Annotated in this window: 22 protein-coding genes and 2 other annotated features; of the genes, 15 read left to right on the top strand and 7 right to left on the bottom strand. The window is 32.2% G+C overall.

Translation table 11 applies throughout. From position 1 onward, the window contains the following. Positions 1 to 32 precede the first annotated feature (32 nt). Positions 33 to 228 (top strand) — a binding site (T-box leader). Positions 229 to 264: 36 nt separating this feature from the next. The 11 genes from alaS (at position 265) to greA (ending at position 10,210) form a co-directional block, all read left to right on the top strand. After that, positions 265 to 2,874 carry an alanine--tRNA ligase gene (alaS, locus tag KSU54_RS10930; RefSeq protein ID WP_003538103.1) on the top strand — a complete coding sequence of 870 codons (2,610 nt, stop codon included), beginning with the start codon at positions 265 to 267 and terminating at the stop codon, positions 2,872 to 2,874. A 60-nt stretch (positions 2,875 to 2,934) separates the two neighbouring features. Continuing rightward, complete coding sequence (locus tag KSU54_RS10925; protein ID WP_003538104.1) at positions 2,935 to 3,186, top strand: IreB family regulatory phosphoprotein; 252 nt, start codon at positions 2,935 to 2,937, stop codon at positions 3,184 to 3,186. A 1-nt stretch (position 3,187) separates the two neighbouring features. Further along, the gene (ruvX, locus tag KSU54_RS10920; protein WP_003538105.1) at positions 3,188 to 3,607 is read left to right on the top strand and encodes a Holliday junction resolvase RuvX; all 420 of its coding nucleotides are present in this window, start codon (positions 3,188 to 3,190) and stop codon (positions 3,605 to 3,607) included. A gap of 12 nt (positions 3,608 to 3,619) precedes the next feature. Next, complete coding sequence (locus KSU54_RS10915) at positions 3,620 to 3,967, top strand: DUF1292 domain-containing protein (RefSeq protein WP_003538106.1); 348 nt, start codon at positions 3,620 to 3,622, stop codon at positions 3,965 to 3,967. 54 nt (positions 3,968 to 4,021) lie between these two features. Then, a complete protein-coding gene (locus KSU54_RS10910) occupies positions 4,022 to 5,113 on the top strand; it encodes a beta-propeller fold lactonase family protein (RefSeq protein ID WP_003538107.1) in 1,092 nt (363 codons plus the stop codon). A 116-nt stretch (positions 5,114 to 5,229) separates the two neighbouring features. Further along, positions 5,230 to 6,279, top strand: coding sequence for an endolytic transglycosylase MltG (gene mltG, locus KSU54_RS10905; protein ID WP_008791803.1), 1,050 nt, complete (start codon positions 5,230 to 5,232; stop codon positions 6,277 to 6,279). A gap of 1 nt (position 6,280) precedes the next feature. Further along, complete coding sequence (locus KSU54_RS10900) at positions 6,281 to 6,880, top strand: O-methyltransferase (protein ID WP_003538109.1); 600 nt, start codon at positions 6,281 to 6,283, stop codon at positions 6,878 to 6,880. Beyond that, on the top strand, positions 6,877 to 7,812 hold the full coding sequence (locus KSU54_RS10895; protein WP_117791832.1) for a U32 family peptidase: 936 nt from the start codon (positions 6,877 to 6,879) through the stop codon (positions 7,810 to 7,812). The genes KSU54_RS10900 and KSU54_RS10895 overlap by 4 nt, the downstream gene beginning before the upstream one ends. Further along, the gene (locus tag KSU54_RS10890; protein ID WP_009009065.1) at positions 7,796 to 9,040 is read left to right on the top strand and encodes a peptidase U32 family protein; all 1,245 of its coding nucleotides are present in this window, start codon (positions 7,796 to 7,798) and stop codon (positions 9,038 to 9,040) included. The genes KSU54_RS10895 and KSU54_RS10890 overlap by 17 nt, the downstream gene beginning before the upstream one ends. Beyond that, positions 9,040 to 9,660 (top strand): uridine kinase, encoded by a 621-nt coding sequence (udk, locus tag KSU54_RS10885; RefSeq protein ID WP_003538113.1) that lies wholly within the window; start codon positions 9,040 to 9,042, stop codon positions 9,658 to 9,660. Before KSU54_RS10890 ends, udk begins: the two co-directional genes overlap by 1 nt. A gap of 64 nt (positions 9,661 to 9,724) precedes the next feature. Continuing rightward, positions 9,725 to 10,210 carry a transcription elongation factor GreA gene (greA, locus tag KSU54_RS10880; RefSeq protein ID WP_003538114.1) on the top strand — a complete coding sequence of 162 codons (486 nt, stop codon included), beginning with the start codon at positions 9,725 to 9,727 and terminating at the stop codon, positions 10,208 to 10,210. 275 nt (positions 10,211 to 10,485) lie between these two features. Here the strand turns inward: greA and KSU54_RS10875 are convergent, their stop codons facing one another. Beyond that, positions 10,486 to 10,842 (bottom strand): hypothetical protein, encoded by a 357-nt coding sequence (locus tag KSU54_RS10875; protein WP_008791801.1) that lies wholly within the window; start codon positions 10,840 to 10,842, stop codon positions 10,486 to 10,488. A 49-nt stretch (positions 10,843 to 10,891) separates the two neighbouring features. Here KSU54_RS10875 and KSU54_RS10870 point away from each other — a divergent pair, with 49 nt between their 5' ends. Further along, the gene (locus KSU54_RS10870) at positions 10,892 to 11,524 is read left to right on the top strand and encodes a YetF domain-containing protein (protein ID WP_003538116.1); all 633 of its coding nucleotides are present in this window, start codon (positions 10,892 to 10,894) and stop codon (positions 11,522 to 11,524) included. 14 nt (positions 11,525 to 11,538) lie between these two features. Here the strand turns inward: KSU54_RS10870 and KSU54_RS10865 are convergent, their stop codons facing one another. The 4 genes from KSU54_RS10865 to KSU54_RS10850 all read right to left on the bottom strand — a co-directional run bounded on the left by KSU54_RS10865 (position 11,539) and on the right by KSU54_RS10850 (position 15,428). Then, entirely contained in the window at positions 11,539 to 12,333 is a 795-nt protein-coding gene (locus tag KSU54_RS10865; RefSeq protein WP_003538117.1) for an ABC transporter ATP-binding protein, read from the bottom strand. Continuing rightward, positions 12,326 to 13,246, bottom strand: a complete 921-nt coding sequence (locus tag KSU54_RS10860; RefSeq protein WP_003538120.1) for an ABC transporter permease — start codon at positions 13,244 to 13,246, stop codon at positions 12,326 to 12,328. Before KSU54_RS10860 ends, KSU54_RS10865 begins: the two co-directional genes overlap by 8 nt. Then, positions 13,246 to 14,214: an ABC transporter substrate-binding protein gene (locus KSU54_RS10855; RefSeq protein ID WP_008791798.1), complete on the bottom strand. Its 969-nt coding sequence runs from the start codon at positions 14,212 to 14,214 to the stop codon at positions 13,246 to 13,248. The genes KSU54_RS10860 and KSU54_RS10855 overlap by 1 nt, the downstream gene beginning before the upstream one ends. A gap of 47 nt (positions 14,215 to 14,261) precedes the next feature. Continuing rightward, positions 14,262 to 14,488: a binding site (T-box leader), on the bottom strand. A gap of 145 nt (positions 14,489 to 14,633) precedes the next feature. Next, the gene (locus KSU54_RS10850; RefSeq protein ID WP_003538122.1) at positions 14,634 to 15,428 is read right to left on the bottom strand and encodes a ZIP family metal transporter; all 795 of its coding nucleotides are present in this window, start codon (positions 15,426 to 15,428) and stop codon (positions 14,634 to 14,636) included. A gap of 106 nt (positions 15,429 to 15,534) precedes the next feature. Between KSU54_RS10850 and KSU54_RS10845 the strand changes: the two genes are divergently transcribed. Then, positions 15,535 to 15,909, top strand: coding sequence for a metal-dependent transcriptional regulator (locus KSU54_RS10845; protein ID WP_008791797.1), 375 nt, complete (start codon positions 15,535 to 15,537; stop codon positions 15,907 to 15,909). A gap of 32 nt (positions 15,910 to 15,941) precedes the next feature. Here KSU54_RS10845 and KSU54_RS10840 read toward each other — a convergent pair whose 3' ends face one another. After that, positions 15,942 to 17,198 carry a hypothetical protein gene (locus KSU54_RS10840; RefSeq protein ID WP_003538124.1) on the bottom strand — a complete coding sequence of 419 codons (1,257 nt, stop codon included), beginning with the start codon at positions 17,196 to 17,198 and terminating at the stop codon, positions 15,942 to 15,944. A 123-nt stretch (positions 17,199 to 17,321) separates the two neighbouring features. Between KSU54_RS10840 and pnp the strand changes: the two genes are divergently transcribed. Together pnp and KSU54_RS10830 are read left to right on the top strand one after the other, a co-directional pair. Then, positions 17,322 to 19,478 (top strand): polyribonucleotide nucleotidyltransferase, encoded by a 2,157-nt coding sequence (gene pnp / locus KSU54_RS10835; protein ID WP_003538125.1) that lies wholly within the window; start codon positions 17,322 to 17,324, stop codon positions 19,476 to 19,478. Continuing rightward, positions 19,478 to 20,035 (top strand): Maf family protein, encoded by a 558-nt coding sequence (locus KSU54_RS10830; protein ID WP_003538127.1) that lies wholly within the window; start codon positions 19,478 to 19,480, stop codon positions 20,033 to 20,035. The genes pnp and KSU54_RS10830 overlap by 1 nt, the downstream gene beginning before the upstream one ends. Before the next feature lie 39 nt (positions 20,036 to 20,074). Here the strand turns inward: KSU54_RS10830 and KSU54_RS10825 are convergent, their stop codons facing one another. Beyond that, positions 20,075 to 21,121 carry a MerR family transcriptional regulator gene (locus KSU54_RS10825; protein ID WP_003538128.1) on the bottom strand — a complete coding sequence of 349 codons (1,047 nt, stop codon included), beginning with the start codon at positions 21,119 to 21,121 and terminating at the stop codon, positions 20,075 to 20,077. Positions 21,122 to 21,132 lie beyond the last annotated feature (11 nt).

Here is a 21,132-nt window from a genome sequence, read left to right as displayed (position 1 = left end):
CTTGAAAAATATAATTGGATAGTTTATAATTTGGTAAATCGTTGAAAAAGAAAAGTACTATAAAATAGATCTTTCAGAGAAAGTATGGCTGGTGAAAATACTTATCATTTTATAGGAAAGCTACTTTGGAGAGTAATTAAAGATTACCGTGTAGGCTACGTTACCAGTCAAGTAAGGGCATGAGTTTTCATGAACTAGGATGGTACCGCGATTAAAGTCGTTCCTAGCAATAGGGCGACTTTTTATATTGTAAAGGAGAACAAGATGAAACAATTAACAGGAAATCAAGTTAGAAAAATGTTTTTGGATTTTTTTGAAAGCAAAGGTCATAAAGTTGAACCTAGCCACTCATTAATTCCTAATGACGATCCAACTTTACTATGGATCAATGCTGGAGTAGCAGCAATTAAAAAATATTTTGATGGAACAATAACTCCAGATAATCCACGAATTACAAATGCTCAAAAGTCAATTCGTACTAATGATATTGAAAACGTTGGAAAAACAGCTCGTCATCATACATTTTTTGAAATGTTAGGGAACTTCTCAATTGGTGATTATTTTAAAAAAGATGCAATTGATTTTGCGTGGGAATTATTAACTGATGAAAAATGGTTTGCTTTTGAAAAAGATAAATTATATATTACAGTTCATGATCATGATGAGGAAGCTTATGACTATTGGGTTAATGTCAAAGGTGTTGCTGTTGATCATATGTTAAAAACACCAGGTAACTTTTGGGAAATTGGCGAGGGACCATGTGGACCCGATTCAGAGATTTTTTATGATCGTGGGGAAAAATATGATCCTGATGGTTTAGGAACAAAGTTGTTTTATGAAGAATTAGAAAATGATCGATATATTGAAATTTGGAATTTAGTATTTTCACAATATAACTCACAAGAAGGAGTAGCTCGTGAAGATTATAAAGAGTTGCCACAAAAAAATATCGATACTGGGATGGGATTAGAAAGAATTACTAGTATTATCCAAGGCGGAGAAACAAATTTTGATACTGATTTTTTCTTACCAATTATCCATGAAGTAGAAAAATTAGCCAATGTTTCATATCAAGAAAATAAGATGGCTTATCGAGTTATTGCTGATCATATCCGGACTGTAACATTTGCACTTGCTGATGGAGCATTATTTGATAATGCAGGTCGTGGATATGTTTTGAGGAGAATTTTAAGAAGAGCTGTTCGTTATGGCAAGCAAATTGGAATCGAAAAAGCGTTTATGTATGATTTAGTTGATGTTGTAAGCGAAATTATGAAAGAATTCTATGATTATCTACCAGAAAAAGTAAGTTATATTAGTGACTTAGTAAAAAAAGAGGAAGAAGCTTTTCATAAGACGTTAACAAATGGTGAAAAATTATTAAGTAGTATTATTGCAAAAAATACTGATGGTGTGATTAGTGGAAAGGATGCCTTTAAATTATACGATACTTATGGTTTTCCTTTTGAATTGACTTTGGAAATTGCTGAAGAATCAGATTTAAAAGTTGATGAAGAGGCTTTTAGAGCAGAGCTTAAAGTACAACAAGAAAGATCGCGTGGAGCACGTACTGATAGTGAAAGTATGGCAAGTCAGAAACCTGATTTAATGGCCTTTGATTTACCATCGAATTTTGAATATGATCCAACAAATATCAATAGTGTAGTTATTGGATTATTTAAAGATGGTGTTAAAACAGATCGAATTGATGATTATGGAGAAGTCATTTTTGATACAACAACTTTTTATGCTGAGATGGGTGGTCAATGTGCAGATACTGGGTATGTTTATAATGAAAATTGTCAGGGTGAAGTAATTAATGTGCTAAAAGCACCAAATCAACAGCATTTACATTTCGTTAAATTGAAGACAGGAACGATTCGAGTTGGTGATATTTTAACTTTAGATGTTGATAAAGCTAAGCGAAATAAGATTATTGCTAACCATAGTGCTACTCATATTCTTCAAGCAGCTTTAAAAGAAATTATTGGAAAACATATTAATCAAGCTGGTTCTTATGTTGATGATCATCGTTTAAGATTTGATTTTACTCATTTTGAAAAAATAACAAATGAACAACTTAAATTAATTGAGAATCAGGTTAATAATGTCATTTTTGATGGAGTTGCTGTGGATATTGCACACATGACTAAAGATGAAGCCATTAATAGTGGTGCTATGGCGTTGTTTGATGAGAAGTATGGCGATAAGGTTCGGGTTGTTTCAATCGGTGATTATTCAATGGAATTATGTGGTGGATGTCATGTTTCAAACAGTGCAAATATTGGATTATTTAAAATTGAGGCTGAAGAGAGTGTTGGTAGTGGAGTGCGTCGAATTGAGGCGGTTACTGGAAAGACTGCTTATCAAGCGTTAGTTCAAGAAAAAGAAACGGTTGATATTATTAGTAATATTTTAAAACTTAAAAATCGTAAAGAAGTAGTTGCAAAAGTTACTGCATTAACTGAAGAACTTTCCAACACTAAAAAAGAGATTGAAATATTAAGCGGACAATTAAATGCGCTAAATGCAGCAAGTAAAGCCAATGATATTCAAGAAATCAATGGAGTTAAAGTGTTGTTTGTAGAAGAAATGATTGATGCTGCTAAAGCGAAACAACTTGCCTTTGATTTTAGAGATAAAATTGAAGAAGGAATTGTAATTTTAGTAACACAATTTGAGGACAAATGTTCATACTTTGTCGGGGTGACTAAAAATTATGTTGCAACTGGATATAAAGCTGGTGATATTATTAAAAAAATCAATGCAGTTGTTGATGGTCGCGGTGGTGGAAAGCCGGATTTTGCTCAAGGTGGCTGCCCAATTAATGATAAGATTTCCAACATCAAGGGAGAACTTAAAAATTTCTTTTAATTTCTAAGTAATTGGTGTAAAATAATTCTATAGGCAAAGCCTTAAAGGAGGTCGAATAATATGCAAGACTTAACAAAGACAAAAGTATTCAGTTCTGAAGATATGCGTCGTGAGATGATTCGTCAAAATCTTAAAACAGTAATTGATGCATTAAATGAAAGAGGCTATAATGCAGTACATCAAATTGCAGGTTATTTAATCTCTAATGATCCTGCTTATATTTCAAGTCATAAAAATGCTCGAAATATAATCCAGCAAATTGAACGTGATGAAATTATTGAAGAATTAGTCAAATCATATTTGGAGAAGTAGGATGGAACGGATATTAGGGTTGGACTTAGGTTCAAGAACCTGTGGTATTGCAATCAGTGATACTTTAGGCATGTTAGCTCATGGAATTGAGACTTACCGTTTTCGAGATGATGATTATGATAGAGCCGCAAAGCACGTTGTTGCTTTAATTAATGAACATCAGATCAAAACGGTTGTACTTGGGCTACCTAAACATATGAATGGTGATTTGGGTGAGCGTGCACAAATATCAATCATGTTTAAAGAAATGTTAGAAAAAGAAGTACCGGGTCTCAATGTTGTTTTAATTGATGAGCGACTTACAACTAAAGTAGCTCAAGATCAACTTATCTTTGCTGATGTTTCTCGAAAGAAACGGAAGCAGGTAATTGACAAAATGGCTGCAGTAGCGATTTTACAAGGCTACTTAGATGCCCAATAGAAAGGAATTTAAATGGAAGCAAATAAAATCCAAGTGATCGATGATCAAGGTAATGAAAAAGAATTTGAAGTATTATTTACTTTTAATAATGAGGAATTAGGAAAACAATATGTGTTGTATTATGATACAACAGTTGAAGAACCTAGTGTATTTGCATCAATCTATGATGATGCTGGACAATTATTCCCTATAGAAACACCGGAAGAATGGGAAATGGTTGAAGAAGTTTTCCAAAGTTTTATGGCTGAAAGTGAAGAAGGTCATGAATGTTGTGGAAACCATGGAAATGGATGCTGTCATGATAATGATGAAGAACATGAATGTTGCGGTAATCATGGAGACTGTAACTGCGATAACTAATAAAAGCTAAATTATTTAGCTTTTTTCTCTTAAACTAGAAAAGGTGGTATAGAAATGGCTTTAATGGGATTATTTGGAAAAAAAAGAGTTACTGAATCATTTTTTGTCAATTCATATGGAAATGATCAGACACGTGGTATTTATACATTTCAAGTAGATATTGAAAATGGAGAAATACTTTATAAAAAGCATTTTAAAACACCCTCAGACCCTGTCTATAGCTTTAATTATGGGCGCTTTGTGTGTGTTACATATAAAAATAGAACAGGTACAAGTGGTGATGGTGGAATTTGTTCATATGCAGCAACTGCTGATATTTTAGCATTAGTATCGCGAATTAGTGATAAAGGTAAAACATATATGCATGCTTGTGCTAATGGTGATCATGAAACAGCAGATAAATTATATGCTGTTGATTATTATAACGGTGAGATCATGGTGGCAAAAATTGATAAGAAAAAACTAGTTGCACCTATTTTTAATTATAAATTGGAAGGACATAGTATCGATCCAAAACGTCAAAATCAACCACACCCTCATTTTGTCGATTTTACTCCGGATGGAAAACGTTTAATTGTTGTTGACTTAGGATTAGATAAAGTACTGCTCTTTAAAATGGAAGCAAAGGAGATTATTTTGGATGAAGAACATTCATTTGATTTAGAACCAGGATCTGGACCTAAAAAGATTATGTTCAACCAGGCTGGAACAATAGCGTATGTTTTAAATGAATTATCTAATACAATTTGTGTTTACAAATATAATGATTTGAAATTTGAATTAATTCAAACCATCGATACATATCCAAAAGATGAATATGATGAGCCTAGCTTAGCTGGACAAATGCTTTTTAGCGAAAAAGAGGAGCGTATTTTTGTTACTAATCGTGGTCATGATAGTTTAGCATTATTTTTAGTAGATCAAGAAACAGGTTTATTGACTTATAAAGATTTTGTTGATACTTCACCAAATGCTCGTGATATTGCAATCTTTAAAGATCGTTGGATTGTTGCAGTTTGCCAAAAGGGTGGAGTAGTTGAAAGTTATGAATACCGCGATGAGAGAGGCGGAATGCTTTTTGAAACCAAATACTCATATCTAGTCAGTGAGCCGGTTTGCATTACAAAATTTGAGACTATTTATTAGAGATGATTATTCATCTCTTTTTTTGGCATAATATACTGACGAAGCATGTTTTATTATCGGTAGATAAGTTGAATAAGCGCTAAAAATATCATATAATGGTTAAGACGGAGGAGAATATGAAAAAAACTCAGAAAATTATTATTGGAGCAATTGCTGGAATAACGATTGTTGTACTAGCTTTAGTGTTTTTTTATTTCAATGGCCAAGGTGCTGTTTCTTCTAAAAGTGAAGAGGTAGTAGTTGAAATATCTGGATCAACATCTTCGGTCTTAAATCAGCTTGATAAGGCAGGTCTATTAAAAAGCAAAACAGTTGCTAGTATCTATACAAAGTTTAATAGTTATAGTTTTAAAGCGAATGTTTATGTTTTAAATAAAAATATGGATTTAAAGAAGATTCTTACAATTTTGGAAGGAGATAAGGATTATATATCTGCTGCTAAAATTACGATATTAGATGGATACCGTATACCTGAATGTGCTCAACAAGTAGCAAAGGGATTAGAAATCGATAGTACCGAGGTATTAGAGAAATGGACAAATAAAGAATATTTGCAAACTTTAGTGGAAAAATACTGGTTTTTGGATGAAAGTATTTTGAGTGCTGATATTATGTTCCCGTTAGAAGGGTATTTTGGTCCAGAAACATATGTAATTACTTCAAAGAAGACATCGATTGAAGATGTTACAAAGATGATGCTGGATCAAATGGATCGTAATTTAAGTACTTATAAAGACAAAATCAGTAATTTTATGATTAGTGGTAATAAAGTATCGATGCATCAATTTTTATCATTAGCATCAGTTGTACAATGTGAGTCATCTGGCCAAAAAGAAGATCAGGCTAAGATAGCCGGTGTCTTTATGAATCGTTTGGAAAAACCAATGCGTCTGCAAAGTGATGTAACTGTAAATTATGCAAATCAAATTAAAACGGTAGCAGTAACGTATAATCACTTATCAGTCGATTCTAAATATAATACATATAAGTATGAAGGGTTACCAGTCGGTCCAATCAGTACAGTTTCAACAAACATTATTGAAGCATGTCTGAATTATCAAAAGACTGATAATTTGTTCTTCTTTGCTTTGAAAGACGGGTCAGTCATCTATTCAAAAACATATGAAGAACATCAACAAGTAGTAAAGGAAAATAAATGGTATTAAAATGAGATATTATGAAAAAATAGAAGCTGATGCTTTAGCCCGAAATATACCTGTAATGCAGCGTGAAGGGCTTGAATTTATGATTGAAATTTTTAAACATCATAATTGTCATTGTTGTTTAGAGATTGGTAGTGCGATTGGATATTCAGCAATGATGTTGGTAAGTAATATTAATAATTTTAAGGTTGAAACAATTGAATTAAATGAGGAACGATATTTAGAAGCTGTAAAAAATATTGAAGAAAATAATTTAAAAAGTCAAATCATTATTCATCATGGTGATGCTTTATCATTTGATTTAGAGCATTTGAAAATTAAAAAATATGATTGTTTGTTTATTGATGCAGCTAAAGCACAATATCAAAAGTTTTTTGAAAAATATATGCCTTTAGTGGCAGACGAAGGTATTTGTATTGTTGATAATTTAGATTTTCATGGTATGATTTTTGATATTGATAATATAAAGAATCGAAATACAAAACAACTGGTAAAAAAAATAAAGCGTTTTAAAGATTGGATCTTTGATAACGAACTTTATGATGTTGAATATCATCATGTTGGTGATGGTATTTGTGTGATAAGAAAAAGGGTGGCACAATGAAGTTAGTATTATCTTTAAATAGCAAAAAATTTATTTATGATTATGTGGATATTGGTGTTGAATATTTTGTCGTTGGGGCAAAGTATTTTTCATGTCGTCAAGCATTATCGCTTGAGTATGATGAAATCGCCAATTTAAAAAAGGTCCTAGGTGATAAAAAAGTATGGGTTTTAGTAAATGCACTAGTTGAAGAAAAATATATCGATTTCTTAGAAAAGCATTTAATTAGATTGAGTCACATTGGAGTTGATGGAATTTTATTTCAAGATTTTGGTGTTTTACAGATTTGTAATGAGCATAATTTTGATTTTGAGATGATTTATCATCCAGATACATTAAATACTAATCAAGCAACTTTAAATTACTTGGGAACTCAAGGTATTAATGGTGCTTTTTTGGCACGGGAGATACCGCTTGAAGAAAAAAAAATAATTGCTAAAAATGTTAATGTTAAAACAATGATTCAAGTTCATGGTGTTGAATATATGGCATATTCAAAAAGAAAGCTATTGACTAATTATTTTAAGGAAATCAATCAGGATATTCCAATTGGAATATCAGATGATCTGACGATTCAGGCAAATGGTGTAAATTATAGTTGTCATATTTATGAGGATCAATATGGATGTCATATTTTGAGTAAACAGCAAATGTGTGGCTTAGACATAATGAGTAGTTTTCAAGATTTTGATTACCTCTACATAGAATCTTTATACGTCGATGAATTAAAGTTAGTAGAAATCGTTAATTTATATCAAGATGCTTTAATCAGCGTTGGAAATAGAACTTACGGAAAAGTCGCTAAGGAATTAATATCGCAACTTTATCAACTGGATCCAAATATCGAATATCATCATAGCTTTATGTTTGATGCAACTGTTTATAAGATTGATGATGTAAGAAAGCGGGAAGAAAATGAGAAATGTAAGTAAAGTAATTAACGGAAAAAGGGTAATAATAAAAAAACCTGAGTTATTGGCACCAGCTGGTAACTTAGAAAAGCTAAAGGTTGCCATTCAATATGGTGCTGATGCAGTTTTTGTGGGTGGAAAAGAATTTTCATTACGTTCTGGAGCCTCAAATTTTACACTTGATGATATTAAAGAGGCAGTAACCTTTGCTGATCAGTATGGCGCTGCGGTTCATGTGACATGCAATATTATTCTACATCAAGATAATCTTGATGGGATTGAAGAATATCTGCGGGCTCTTGATCAAGCAGGTGTTAGAGCGATTATTGTGGCTGATCCATATATTATGTCAATTGCTAAAAAGTTGAATTTAAAATTAGAAGTTCATGTTTCAACACAATTATCAACTTTAAATACAAAAGCAATTAAATTTTATCGAAATTTAAAAATGGATCGAGTAGTGCTTGGTCGGGAAGTTTGTTACGATGATTTGAAAACTATTTTAGATAAAACTGATGTAGATATTGAATATTTTATTCATGGTGCCATGTGTATTCATTATTCAGGTCGTTGCATGTTGTCTAATTATTTTTCACGTCGTGATGCTAATCGGGGTGGATGTTCACAATCATGTCGCTGGTACTATGATCTATATCAAGGTAATCAAAAAATTAATCAAGATGGTGTAATTCCTTTTAGCATGTCAAGTAAGGATATGGCATTAATTAATCATATTCCTGAATTGATTGAACTAGGAGTCGATTCTTTTAAAATTGAGGGTCGAATGAAGTCATTGCATTATATTGCAACAATTGTTTCGACCTATCGAAAATTAATTGATGATTATTGTAATGATCCTGATAATTTTGAATTGACTGAGAAATATTATCGTGAAATACAAAAAGCGGCTAATCGTTCCTTATGCACTGGTTTCTTTGATGATCAGGCGGATAACGATAAGCAGTTATATAATCAACGTGATGAACATCCTACACAAGAATTTTGTGCCCGAGTAATCAGCTATGATCAAGTTAATCAAATAGCTACAATAGAACAACGTAACTATTTTAAAATTGGTGATCAAATTGAGTTTTTTAGCCCATATCACGAAAATGTTGTTGTGCCAGTAACAAAAATTATAAATGCTGATAATGAAGAAGTTGAAGTAGCTAATCATCCAATGGAGATTCTACAAATACCGGTCAGTGTTGAATTACAAAAGGATGATATGGGAAGGAAAGTGATTTGATGAAAAAGCCAGTTATTATTGGTATTGCGGGAGGTAGTGCTTCAGGAAAAACCTCTATTGCACAAGAGCTTTATGACTGTTTTAAAGGACGCCATACAATTAGAATTATTAAATTAGATGACTATTATAAAGATCAAACACATTTATCAATGGATAAAAGAGTCTTAACTAACTATGATCACCCCTTAGCTTTTGATATGGATTTATTGATTGAACATCTTGATTTATTAAAAGAAGGGAAAAGTATTCAAAAACCGACTTATGATTTTGAACAGCATAATCGTAGCAAAATAGTAGAAATAGTTGATTGTCGTGATGTTTTTATTCTTGAAGGGTTATTTGTGTTAAATGAAGTACGAATTAGAGAACGCTGTGATATTCTAGTATATGTTGATACAGATGCAGATATTCGCTTTATTCGTCGGTTGAGACGCGATCTTGAAGAACGAGGGCGGAGTCTAGATTCGGTATGTACACAATATTTAACAACAGTAAGACCAATGCACGAACAATTTGTTGAACCATCGAAAAAATATGCTCATATTATAATTCCCGAAGGAAGCAGCAACACTGTAGCAATTGATTTATTGTTAACAAAAATATCTTCAATAGTTGATTAGTGAAGATATTAGGACTAGATATTTATATAGAATTATGCTATATTAGAGACTACGAGGTGATATTATGGAACACGAAAAAGTATTGTTAACCCAAAGTGGGGTAGAAAAATTAGAACAAGAAAGAGATAACTTGATTAATGTCGAAAGACCTAAAGTTATTGAAGAATTACAATTAGCACGTTCTCAAGGTGACTTATCTGAAAATGCTGACTACGATGCTGCTAGAGAAAAACAAGCACATTTAGAATCAAGAATTAAAGAAATTGACTATATGCTTCAAAATGCTGAAGTTATTTCTGAAGAACAAATGGATCTAAAAGTAGTAAAACCCGGTACTACTGTAACAATCTTAGATTTATCAGAAAAAGATGCTGAACCTGAAAGTTACCAAATCGTTGGATATACTGAAACAGACCCTTTAAATGGAAAGATTTCAAATGAATCTCCATTAGCAAAAGCTGTTTTAGGTCATGGAGTAAATGAAATTGTAACAGTTGGGGTTGCAGATCCTTATGATGTAAAAATTGTTAACATTGAGTTTAAAAACTAGAACTTATAAAATGAACCTACTATTTAGACTGCAAAATAAGTAAGGTTCTTTTTTATAAACAATTTTAATAAGTAGAAATAGAAAAAGAATGATTTAATCAGTATTTTGTAAGAACTGTTTAAATCATTCTTTAAGGGAAATTATCTTTGGAAAGATGAAATATTCTATGGATTTGTATATAAAGTTGATTAACTAGATGATTGGTATATGAGGTAATTAAAGAGATTGCCACCTGTATAATAACATTATCATTACGGATTGATTATGCCAAGATATTAAGCGTCTAATTTTTTTGTATATAATTGTAAAATTAAGGTAGTGATAATTAAAATGATTGGTCTTGAAAGGATATTAATTAGATTAATGTCTTCAATATTTACCATTAATGCGATAATTCCAAAGATCAATCCACATAGTAAAGCGTGAATAATTGCTTTATTTTGAAATATTTTGATTAGCCAAAATGCCCATACAATCATAATGATTCCAGCAATTATATTAATAATACTATGGTAGATAAAATTTGATAAATGAATAAAACTTATAATTCCGGCCATGATAAGACTAGTAATAGTAAAGGTGATAAGGATAAATAAAGCGAATTTTAGGTATATTTTTAAATATGATTTCATATTTCCTCCTTGTTATCTTACTAATATTATATTTAAGGATTGGTGAAATATGAATATCTTCGATGTATTTTTAATTAGTGTTTGCATTTATATTTATTTAAGTATCTTGTTAAGAATTTTTGGTAAAAAAGAATTTAGTCAATTAAATGTATTTGATTTTGTAGTATTTTTAATTATTGCCGAGATCATGACAGATACGATAGGAAACAGCGATTTTACTTTTTATCATGGTGTGGTTGCAACTGTTACATTGATTGTTGTAGATCGACTTGTTTCAATGATAACAATGAAATCAAAAAAACTTCGCGATATTTTTGAAGGACGACCTACATACATTATTTTTAAAGGAAAATTGGATCAAGAAATAATGAAAAAGCAACGATATACTGTTGATGATTTATCACATCATTTACGAGTTAATGATATTGATAGTATTTCTAAAGTTGAATTTGCTTTATTAGAAACAAATGGTTCACTTTCAATTATTCCTAAAGATCAGTGTGTAGTAGAATTACCGGATGCTTTAATCTGTGATGGGATAATTGATGAAGATAATTTAAAATTGCTCAACCGGGATATAAATTGGTTAAAAAAAGAGTTGAAAAAACAAGGTGTAGATAAAATAGAAGATGTTTTTTATTGTGTGCCAGAAAAGGGCCACTTATTAGTAATAAAAAAATAGAGCTGGAATCAGCTCTATCCTAATAGCATGCGATCGTTGTCAAATTCACTACCGCTTGCTTCTTCGAATTTTTTAAGTAAATCATCAACTGTTAATTTGGCTTTTTCTTCACCGTTGACATCATAAATAATACGGCCCTTGTCCATCATAATTAAGCGATTACCGATATTAATAGCATCTTTCATATTATGTGTTACCATTAAAGCAGTTAGCTTTTGTTCAGTGACGATTTCCTCTGTTAAATCAAGAACTTTTTTAGCGGTTCGAGGATCTAATGCTGCAGTATGCTCATCAAGTAAAAGAATTTTGGGTTTTTGAAGTGTTGCCATCAGTAATGTTAAAGCTTGACGTTGTCCTCCTGATAACAAACCAACTTTACTTGACATCCTTGTTTCTAAACCTAAGTCTAAACGTTTTAGTGCTTCATGATATTGTTTTTTTTCTTCTTTGCTGATTCCCCAGCTTAAACCACGACGTTTACCACGACGAAAAGCCATAGCCAGATTTTCTTGAATTTCCATATTAGCTGCTGTTCCCATCATAGGATCTTGGAAAACACGTCCAATAAATTTGGCACGTTTATATTCATCGGCGAGCGAGATGTCTTGATTGTCAATAGTAATATATCCACAGTCAATTGGATAAACCCCAGCAATCATATTTAAAGTCGTACTTTTACCAGCCCCGTTTCCACCGATGATTGTAATAAAATCTCCATCATTAATAGTAAGGTTCAAATCTTGAAGAGCCTTTTTTTCATTAACAGTACCAAGGTTAAAAGTTTTACTTACATGTTCTAATTTAAGCATTCTCTTTCTCCTTTGTTAATTTTTTGTATGTAGCAATTTGTTTTCTTTTACTTACCATAACAGGTACAGTTAATGCTATACCTACTAATAAAGCTGTCAACAGTTTTAAATCATCAGTACTTAGACCCAATTGTAAAACAACTGCAACAATAATACGATACAAAATTGAACCAACAATAATAGCAGTTAAAGTAAACATGAAACCAGGCTTTCTTCCTAGTATTACTTCTCCAATAACGATTGAAGCTAAACCAATAACAATTGCTCCAATTCCCATCTTAATGTCGGCATAACCTTGAGATTGGGTTACTAATGCACCAGACATTGCTATTAAACCATTAGAAATCATTAAACCTAATAATTTAGTTGTATTTGTATTAGCACCAAGTGCTCGAACCATATGTTCATTATTTCCTGTAGCACGGATAGCACTACCAATTTCGGTTCCAAAGAACCAGTAACATATTAAAATAACGATTATCGCACAAATTATTCCGATGATTAAAGTAATCCATGCTTGTGATAGATTGAAAGTATTTGATAAACCTTTGAAGATAGTATCACTTTGAAGTAAAGGTGTATTACTTTTTCCCATGATTCGTAAATTAATTGAATAAAGGCCGATTTGGGTCAAGATACCTGCTAAAATCGCAGGTATTTGACATTTAGTGTGTAATAGACCAGTAATAGCTCCGGCAACAAATCCAGCAATTATAGCTAATAAAACAGCAAGAATAGGATTTATTCCATTGACAATAGCAACAGCACAAACAGCACCGCCAGTGGCAAAACTACCATCAACTGTTAAATCGGCAAAATCTAATAATCTAAAAGTGATGTAGACCCCTAAAGCCATAATTCCCCAAAGGATTCCTTGTGATGCTGCACCTTGAATAGCTAAGATAAAACTCATTACTTATTCACCATCTTTGCTTTAGATTTAAGATCATCAGGAATTGTAATGTTTAATTTTTTAGCAACTTTCTCATTTATTGTTAATTCACATTCTTCAGCAGGTAAATATTCAATTGCCATATCAGCAGGTTTAGCTTCGCCCTTTAAAATTTTTACAGCCTGAAGACCAGCACGATATCCTAGATTATAATAATCGATACCATAAGTGGCTAATCCCCCATTTTCAACCATCCCACTTTCACCAACAATACATGGTAAATTGTTTTCATTAGCAACTTGAGCAACGGTTGCCATACCTTCGGCTAAGAGATTGTCAGTTGGAATGTAAATAGCATCTACTTTTCCAATTAATGACTCAGTAACTTGTTGTATTTGATTAGAATCAGTAACAGATTTATCAACTACAGTTAAATTACGTTTAGCACATTCTTCTTTAGCAATGTCAGCTTGGAAAATTGAGTTATCTTCGGCATTACAATACATGATCCCGATTGTTTTGGCATCAGGAAGTAATTGTTGTAACAAATCAAATTGATCAGCAACCGGTGTTAAATCACTTGTACCAGTTACATTTCCGCCAGGTTTTTCATTGGTTTTTACTAATTTAGCACTAGCAGGATCTGTTACAGCTGATAAAACAATTGGAATTTCTGTTGTTTTGTTTGCTGCTGCTTGAGCAGTTGGTGTAGCAATTGCGAAAATCAAGTCAACGTTATCGTTAACAAATTTATCAGCAATGGTTGTACAATTTGATCCATCACCTTGAGCATTTTGGTCATCAAATGCAACATTGTCCTCACCATAGCCATTGTCTTCTAATGCTTTCAAAAATCCTTTTTTAGCATTATCTAATGCGGGATGTTCTGCGTATTGAACAATGCCAATATTAACATCCTTACTTCCCCCACAGGCACTTAGAGTTAGTGCCATCATTACAGTTAAAGATGCCTTTAATAATTTTTTCATATTTATTCCCTCCATATTTTCAATTATTAAACAAAAAGTCGCCCTCGATAGAGGACGACAAAGTCGCGGTACCACCCCAAGTTTATTATTAACTCACATTAATAATCTTCATAAGTGTAAAACTTTACTACGATAACGGCTAGCCACCGATGATTACCTACTTATCAGTATCCGACTCCATGATGAATTCAATATTTCTTAACGTATTGTTCGCACCAACCACAATATCTCTGATATCTAAGTCATATTTACTACTTCACTTCACTGTCTTTGTTTAATAGATTGTTACCTAAAATAATACGTTATGAAGTTCTATTTGTCAATATAATAAAACTTGTAAAATTAGGATAAATAGCTTTATTTCTAAAAAAGTATTTTTTGTTTAGGATTTAAACAAATTAAATTACTTTAAATAGTATTTATGATAAAAGAATGTCTAAAGACATCATAATGACAAAACCAATCATGAAACTTATTGTTCCCAAATCAATTCCTTCAGTTGCATTAGCTTCAGGAATTAATTCTTCAATACAGACAAAAAACATGGCACCGGCTGCGAAACAAAGAGCGAATGGTAAAACTCCATTGACTAGAGTGGCAAAAATAAAGCCTAATAATGCTGCTGGGATTTCAACAATAGCAGAAAATTGTCCATACATCATGGCAATAAAACGGCTTTTTCCGCATTGATGCATAGGTAAAGAAATAGCAGTACCTTCAGGAAAATTTTGGATACCAATTCCTAGAGCTAAGATTAAAGCTGGTAAGTAATTTCCATCGTGACATCCTGCAAATGCCACACCAACTGCTAAACCTTCAGGAATATTGTGTAAGGTCATAGCTAACATTAATAGCTTGTTTTTTGAAAAGCGACCTGGATTGATTCCTTCTTGTTCATGTGACATCATGTGTTCATGGGGGAGCAGTTTATCAATCAACATCAATAATGCTACACCACAAATAAAACCAAATGGAATGATTAGTAAATCAAGTTTACCTCCAGCTTCAAGCTGGTCTTTTGCTGGAAGTAATAATGAAAAAAATGAAGCAGCAACCATAATTCCAGCAGAACTGCCAAGAGCAATACAAATGAGTTTTTGACTGGCTTTGCGAACAAATAGAACTAACGATGCTCCAAAGAAGGTCATTAACCAGTTAAATGTTGCTACAATTAATACAATTATAAATGGATTTAACGATAATAAATATTCCATTTTTTCACCTCAATTATTACTATGCATAAAAGCCTATTGCATATGGGCATATAAGTTGCTGATGAAGTAATATTATGATATGATTATTCTTAATGAGGTGGAACAAATGGAAGAAATGTCAATTGCGATGCAAAACTATTTAGAATTAATTTATGAACTTTCATTAGATGGAAAAAAAGCTAGAGTCAGTGATATCGCTAAGCATTTAGGTGTATCTAAACCAAGTGTCAATAATGCAGTTGTGGTTTTGGCTAAAGATGGCTATGTTATATATGAAAAGTATGCGGATGTAAAACTAACGCCTAAAGGGAAAGAAACGGCTGAGTTTATCTGTGGTAAACATCAAACAATTAAACAATTATTTGTTGAAGTTTTGAACATAGACGAAGGAATTGCTGATAAAGACGCTTGTTTAATTGAACATGTGATTTCAAATGAGAGTATTAAAGCAATGCAAGAATTTTTAGATAGACAAAAATAATGGTTATTAGGAAGTTTCCTAATAACCATTATTTAATATCCAAAATCCAGATATTCTTCAGTAGTAATAATTAAAATAGCTTTATTTGTAATTTCGTTTTTCTTGTTGTCAAATGTTTCAATTGGGGTATATTCAACTTTATCACGACGTTGAACATCTTCATCGTAAACATAATCGGCTTGTCTAAAGAAAATACCATCTTCATCATAACGCGAGATAGTCCCAAGACCACGCTGATTATTATAATGAACAACTGTTCCTTCAACACGTTCTACATATTTACCTAAATTATTCATTACTTTTTCATATAATTCATCATATAATTCTTCTGATGTTTGATCGTTATATTTTTCACCATAATCAGCAACTGGAGTATATTCACGATTATTTTCAGCAGTTAATTTTGTTAAGAAAGCATCTACAATTTCAATTAACATCGGGTCTTCAGTACGTTGTGTAGCCTCCATCAAGCGTGTATAAATTCCTAAATGATTAATTGAATATCCATTTTCAAAAAATTCATATAGTAAATAAGCATTTGCTTCTTTAATGTTGCCTGTTTGAGCATTAGTTTTATAAAGAACTTCGTAGAAATTAACATTACGGATTCGGTTATGTAAAGATAAGAATACTTTTTTAGCTTCATCGTATTGTTCTAGTTCGACTAATGAACACGCTCTTTGATAATTAATCCATTGCAATGTATTAAAATGCCATTTTAAAGATAGAGATAGTGCATTGTTAGCAGTATCAACACATTCTTTTGAACGTTTGGCCTCGTATAGAGCTTTTACTTTTAATCGATAGTAGCGTTCTTTTTTAGATTCAAATTCTTTTCCTTCATCATTAGTAAATGGTTTATCATCTAATAGATTAGGATCAAGTAAATCAAGCATTTCAACTAATTTGTTAGGATCTTCAGGTTTTTCACGTTGTAAATATTTAATAGCACGATTTACTGAAGGTTCCATTGGAGAATAACGTTCCTGTTTGCATACAGCTAAAATATCTTTTAAGACACTAAAGAAAAGATCTTCATTATCTCTAATTTTTTCATCATCAATATTGATGAACTTATTATAAAGTGCATACCCATATTGATTCAGATATCCGCGAAGATTTGGACATAATGACATAAATGTCTTTCCAACCTCAATTGCCTCTTCATTGTTGTCGCTTTTCTTCAATAGTTTAATGTAATCATTGGCCTGAAAATCATTGAAGGAAGTTGGGTCTTCTTTAAACTTTTCATTGTATACTTCTAAACTTTTTAATTCATTTTCATTCATAAAATCACCTCTAATCAATATTATAGCATCTTTTTAATCTCTTTTGCAGTAGTTAAGTAATAAATTGTTTTGAAATGCAAATTTATATGTTATAATGGCTAGGATAATAGATGAGGTGAAAGAATGAATAAACAAGTGTTTAGTATGGATTTTTATGGTAAAAATCTAAGTGTGGAAGTAGGAGAATTAGCTAAGCAGGCTAATGGAGCTGTATTGGTAAGATATAATGATACAGTTATTTTATCAACTGTTGTGGCAGGGAAAGAACCAAAAAATGTTGACTTTTTTCCATTGACAGTAACTTATGAAGAAAAATTATATTCAGTTGGAAAGATTCCAGGTGGATTTTTAAAAAGAGAAGGGCGACCTAGTGAACATGGGACATTAACAGCTCGAATGATTGACCGTCCAATTAGACCATTATTTGCAGATGGGTTTAGAAATGAAGTGCAAAGTGTTAACACCGTTTTATCTGTAGATCAAGATGCAACTCCAGAAATGGCGGCTATGTTAGGTGCATCACTGGCTTTATGTGTTTCTGATATACCTTTTAATGGCCCTATTGCAGGGGTCAACGTTGGTTTGGTTGATGGTGAATTCATTGTTAACGGAACACCAGAACAGCTAGAGAATTCTTTAATAAATTTAGAGGTAGCTGGAACCAAAGATGCTATCAATATGGTTGAAGCTGATGCTAAAGAAGTTAGTGAAGAGGTAATGTTGGAAGCATTATTGTTTGGTCATGAAAAAATCAAAGAATTAATTGCTTTCCAAGAAAAAGTAGTTGAGGCTTGTGGAAAAGAAAAAATTGAAATTCCATTATTTGAATTAAATAATGATTTAGTTGAAGAAGTTGCAGTACGTGCTAAAGCCGAAATGGCTGCAGCAGTTTCAATTCCCGGTAAATTAGAGAGATATGGAGCAATTGATGATCTAATCGCTCAAGTGACAGAGGAATATGACAATAGAGAATATGAAAATGAAGAAATAAAAGCTGATGTGATGAAACAAGTTGGAATCATTTTACATGATCTAGAAAAAGATGAAGTACGTCGATTAATTACTGAAGATAAAATAAGACCGGATGGACGCAAAATCGATGAAATCAGGCCATTAGATTCGCAAATTGATTTGTTACCTCGAGTTCATGGGTCAGCGTTATTTACACGTGGTGAAACGCAAGTTTTATCGGTTGCAACATTAGGTGCAATTGGAGAACATCAAAAAATAGATGGATTAGGGTTAGAAGATCAAAAACGTTTTATGCATCATTATAATTTCCCGCCATATTCAGTTGGAGAAACAGGACGAATGGGTGCTCCAGGTCGTCGTGAAATTGGGCATGGCGCTTTAGGCGAAAGAGCTTTAGCACAAGTGATTCCTAGTGAAGAAGCTTTTCCTTATACAATTAGAGTGGTTTCTGAAGTATTGGAATCTAATGGTTCCTCTTCACAGGCTTCTATCTGTGCTTCGACAATGGCCTTAATGGCAGCCGGTGTTCCAATTAAGGCACCAGTAGCTGGAGTAGCTATGGGACTAGTAAAAAAAGGGGATGCATATACTATCTTGACAGATATCCAAGGAATGGAAGATCATTTAGGAGATATGGATTTTAAAGTTGCAGGAACTGATGCGGGTATTTGTGCATTACAAATGGATATTAAGATTGATGGTATTACGAAAGAAATTTTACAAGAGGCTTTAGCTCAAGCTAAAGTAGCTCGTAAACAAATTATGGCAAATATGATGGATGCGATTGCAGCACCACGTGATGAATTATCACCATATGCACCAAAAGTACAAATGATGAAGATTGAACCGGATCAAATCAAAGCGGTTATTGGTCAGGGGGGTAAAACAATCAATGAAATCATTGAACAATCTGATGGTGTTAAGATCGACATTGAACAAGATGGTACAGTTGTTATTTATCATTATGATCAAGCTGCAATCAATAAAGCAGTTGAGCTAATTGAAAAAATTGTTAAAAAAGCGCAAGTTGGCGAAGTTTATGATGGTAAAGTAGTAAGAGTAGAAGATAATTATGCTTTTATTAATTTGTTTGACGGAACAGATGGTTTTTTGCATATCTCTGATTATGCATATGAAAGAACTAAAAAAATGGGTGAAGTGATAAAATTAGGTGATATCATTAAAGTTAAAGTCACTAAAGTTGATGATAAGGGAAAAGTAAATGTTTCACGCAAGGCTTTACTTCCTAAACCAATCAAAAAAGAGGAACCTAAAGAGGAACCTAAAGAGGAACCAAAGGCAGAATAATGAAAAGGCTTGTTCTTGCTAGTAGTTCACCTAGAAGAAAAGAATTATTAGAATTACATAAGTTTGATTTTATAATCGACTTTCAAGAAATTGAGGAAGTGCTAGATGAAAGTTTGGCACTTCCTTTACGTTTAGAGAAGTTAGCTTATCAAAAAGCAGCACCCATTGCTTTAAAATACCCTAGTGATATTGTTATTGGAGCAGATACTATGGTATGTTTAGAAAATCAGATGCTGGGAAAAGCTGCTGATCGTCAGGCAGCTTATGAAATGTTAAAATTGTTATCTGATCAGACCCAAACTGTTTACTCAGCGGTAGCAATCATTGATAATGGAAAAGTTTCTACTTACCATGATGGAACTAAAGTCACTTTTAAAAAATTATCTGATGAAGAAATTAACGCTTATCTTGATTTAAACGAATGGCCAGGTAAAGCAGGAGCTTATGCAATTCAAGGTGAAGGTAAGGCATTAGTCGCTAAAGTAGAAGGAAACTTAGAGACTGTTATTGGAATGCCAGTTTGGATCATTGAAGAATATTTAAATAATCATAGATAAAAAATATTGAGTGACTAGAATAAAAAAGTATGATTTCTATTATCTGGAAATCATACTTTTTTGTGATGTTATGTAATCGGTTAGATTTATTTTATTTTGGTAAGCTGTTAGGATATTGTCGGGATCTACAATATTGGGAATTTTCTCTGTTAAAATATGTCCAATCAGCTGACTGTCATTATTAAATGTTTCAGGTCCCAATAAAAAATAAGTTTCACCATCACTAAAATAAAGTGTGATATCTACTTCATACATATCAGTGCTTGGGCCTCCAGTACCTAAACTATAAAGAGGGATAAAACGCTGTCTAGTTTGAACGACAAGTTTTTCAATATCTTGGTAGAAATAAAACTTTTGATATTTATAATGCTGATTAATCAAGGCAGAAAGTACATATTTAAAATGGTGAAAAGAATTTTTACGCTTGAAAATTCTTATTCCTTCTTCTAAAAATTCAATAGATTGGTTTCTTGATTTATCGTAAAGATGCATCATAAATTGGAAGTTAGCAAAAATAAAAATTAAAATATTTATTAAAAAGACGACTGCGACAAAATATAAATTTTCTAAATAATACCATTTTTCGCTCCAAATCCAAATATAAATACCGTAAGTAAAAATCGAAGCAATAATTCCTGCAGAAATGACCTGTCGTATTGCCATGGCTCTAGTTAGTGGGCGATTATAAGCTATTGTTTTACTTGTTTTTCGATATCCAAGCCCTTTTTTCTCTGGAACTAATTTAATATTTTCTAATGCAGGAATTAGTGGAATATGCATATCTTTGAATGTTGATATTGTATTTTGAAGATCTTCTAATTCAGAAATTGTTTGATCAATGTTGCGCTTATGAATCTTTAAACAGTCATCTAAACTGCATTTATTATTTAAGATTGCTTTGATATCATCAATTGAAATATCTAAATTACGTAAAAATTTCACAAGTTTTAACGTTTGTAAATCGTCATGGCTGTAGTTACGGTAACCATTATTTGTTCTTTTGGGTCGGATGATTCCCACTTTTTCATAATAAAGTATGGCATGTTTAGTTAAACCTGTGATTTTTTCAACTTCATTTGTTCTCATGGAGACCCCTC

This window comes from Erysipelatoclostridium sp. MSK.23.31, assembly GCF_019125875.1.
Classification (GTDB): domain Bacteria; phylum Bacillota_I; class Bacilli_A; order Erysipelotrichales; family Coprobacillaceae; genus Thomasclavelia; species Thomasclavelia ramosa.
The sequence above is the reverse complement of the archived record's forward strand: the minus strand, read 5'-3'. Positions and strand labels throughout refer to the sequence as shown.

Bases quoted from the DNA above. Each gene is read 5' to 3' on its own strand.
- greA (WP_003538114.1), top strand. From the start codon at position 9,725: ATGGAACACGAAAAAGTATTGTTAACCCAAAGTGGGGTAGAAAAATTA.
- KSU54_RS10850 (WP_003538122.1), bottom strand. From the start codon at position 15,428: ATGGAATATTTATTATCGTTAAATCCATTTATAATTGTATTAATTGTA.
- mltG (WP_008791803.1), top strand. From the start codon at position 5,230: ATGAAAAAAACTCAGAAAATTATTATTGGAGCAATTGCTGGAATAACG.
- KSU54_RS10915 (WP_003538106.1), top strand. From the start codon at position 3,620: ATGGAAGCAAATAAAATCCAAGTGATCGATGATCAAGGTAATGAAAAA.
- KSU54_RS10830 (WP_003538127.1), top strand. From the start codon at position 19,478: ATGAAAAGGCTTGTTCTTGCTAGTAGTTCACCTAGAAGAAAAGAATTA.
- KSU54_RS10845 (WP_008791797.1), top strand. From the start codon at position 15,535: ATGGAAGAAATGTCAATTGCGATGCAAAACTATTTAGAATTAATTTAT.
- KSU54_RS10890 (WP_009009065.1), top strand. From the start codon at position 7,796: ATGAGAAATGTAAGTAAAGTAATTAACGGAAAAAGGGTAATAATAAAA.
- KSU54_RS10825 (WP_003538128.1), bottom strand. From the start codon at position 21,121: ATGAGAACAAATGAAGTTGAAAAAATCACAGGTTTAACTAAACATGCC.
- KSU54_RS10865 (WP_003538117.1), bottom strand. From the start codon at position 12,333: ATGCTTAAATTAGAACATGTAAGTAAAACTTTTAACCTTGGTACTGTT.
- alaS (WP_003538103.1), top strand. From the start codon at position 265: ATGAAACAATTAACAGGAAATCAAGTTAGAAAAATGTTTTTGGATTTT.
- KSU54_RS10870 (WP_003538116.1), top strand. From the start codon at position 10,892: ATGAATATCTTCGATGTATTTTTAATTAGTGTTTGCATTTATATTTAT.
- KSU54_RS10840 (WP_003538124.1), bottom strand. From the start codon at position 17,198: ATGAATGAAAATGAATTAAAAAGTTTAGAAGTATACAATGAAAAGTTT.
- KSU54_RS10895 (WP_117791832.1), top strand. From the start codon at position 6,877: ATGAAGTTAGTATTATCTTTAAATAGCAAAAAATTTATTTATGATTAT.
- KSU54_RS10860 (WP_003538120.1), bottom strand. From the start codon at position 13,246: ATGAGTTTTATCTTAGCTATTCAAGGTGCAGCATCACAAGGAATCCTT.
- ruvX (WP_003538105.1), top strand. From the start codon at position 3,188: ATGGAACGGATATTAGGGTTGGACTTAGGTTCAAGAACCTGTGGTATT.
- KSU54_RS10925 (WP_003538104.1), top strand. From the start codon at position 2,935: ATGCAAGACTTAACAAAGACAAAAGTATTCAGTTCTGAAGATATGCGT.
- pnp (WP_003538125.1), top strand. From the start codon at position 17,322: ATGAATAAACAAGTGTTTAGTATGGATTTTTATGGTAAAAATCTAAGT.
- KSU54_RS10875 (WP_008791801.1), bottom strand. From the start codon at position 10,842: ATGAAATCATATTTAAAAATATACCTAAAATTCGCTTTATTTATCCTT.
- udk (WP_003538113.1), top strand. From the start codon at position 9,040: ATGAAAAAGCCAGTTATTATTGGTATTGCGGGAGGTAGTGCTTCAGGA.
- KSU54_RS10900 (WP_003538109.1), top strand. From the start codon at position 6,281: ATGAGATATTATGAAAAAATAGAAGCTGATGCTTTAGCCCGAAATATA.
- KSU54_RS10910 (WP_003538107.1), top strand. From the start codon at position 4,022: ATGGCTTTAATGGGATTATTTGGAAAAAAAAGAGTTACTGAATCATTT.
- KSU54_RS10855 (WP_008791798.1), bottom strand. From the start codon at position 14,214: ATGAAAAAATTATTAAAGGCATCTTTAACTGTAATGATGGCACTAACT.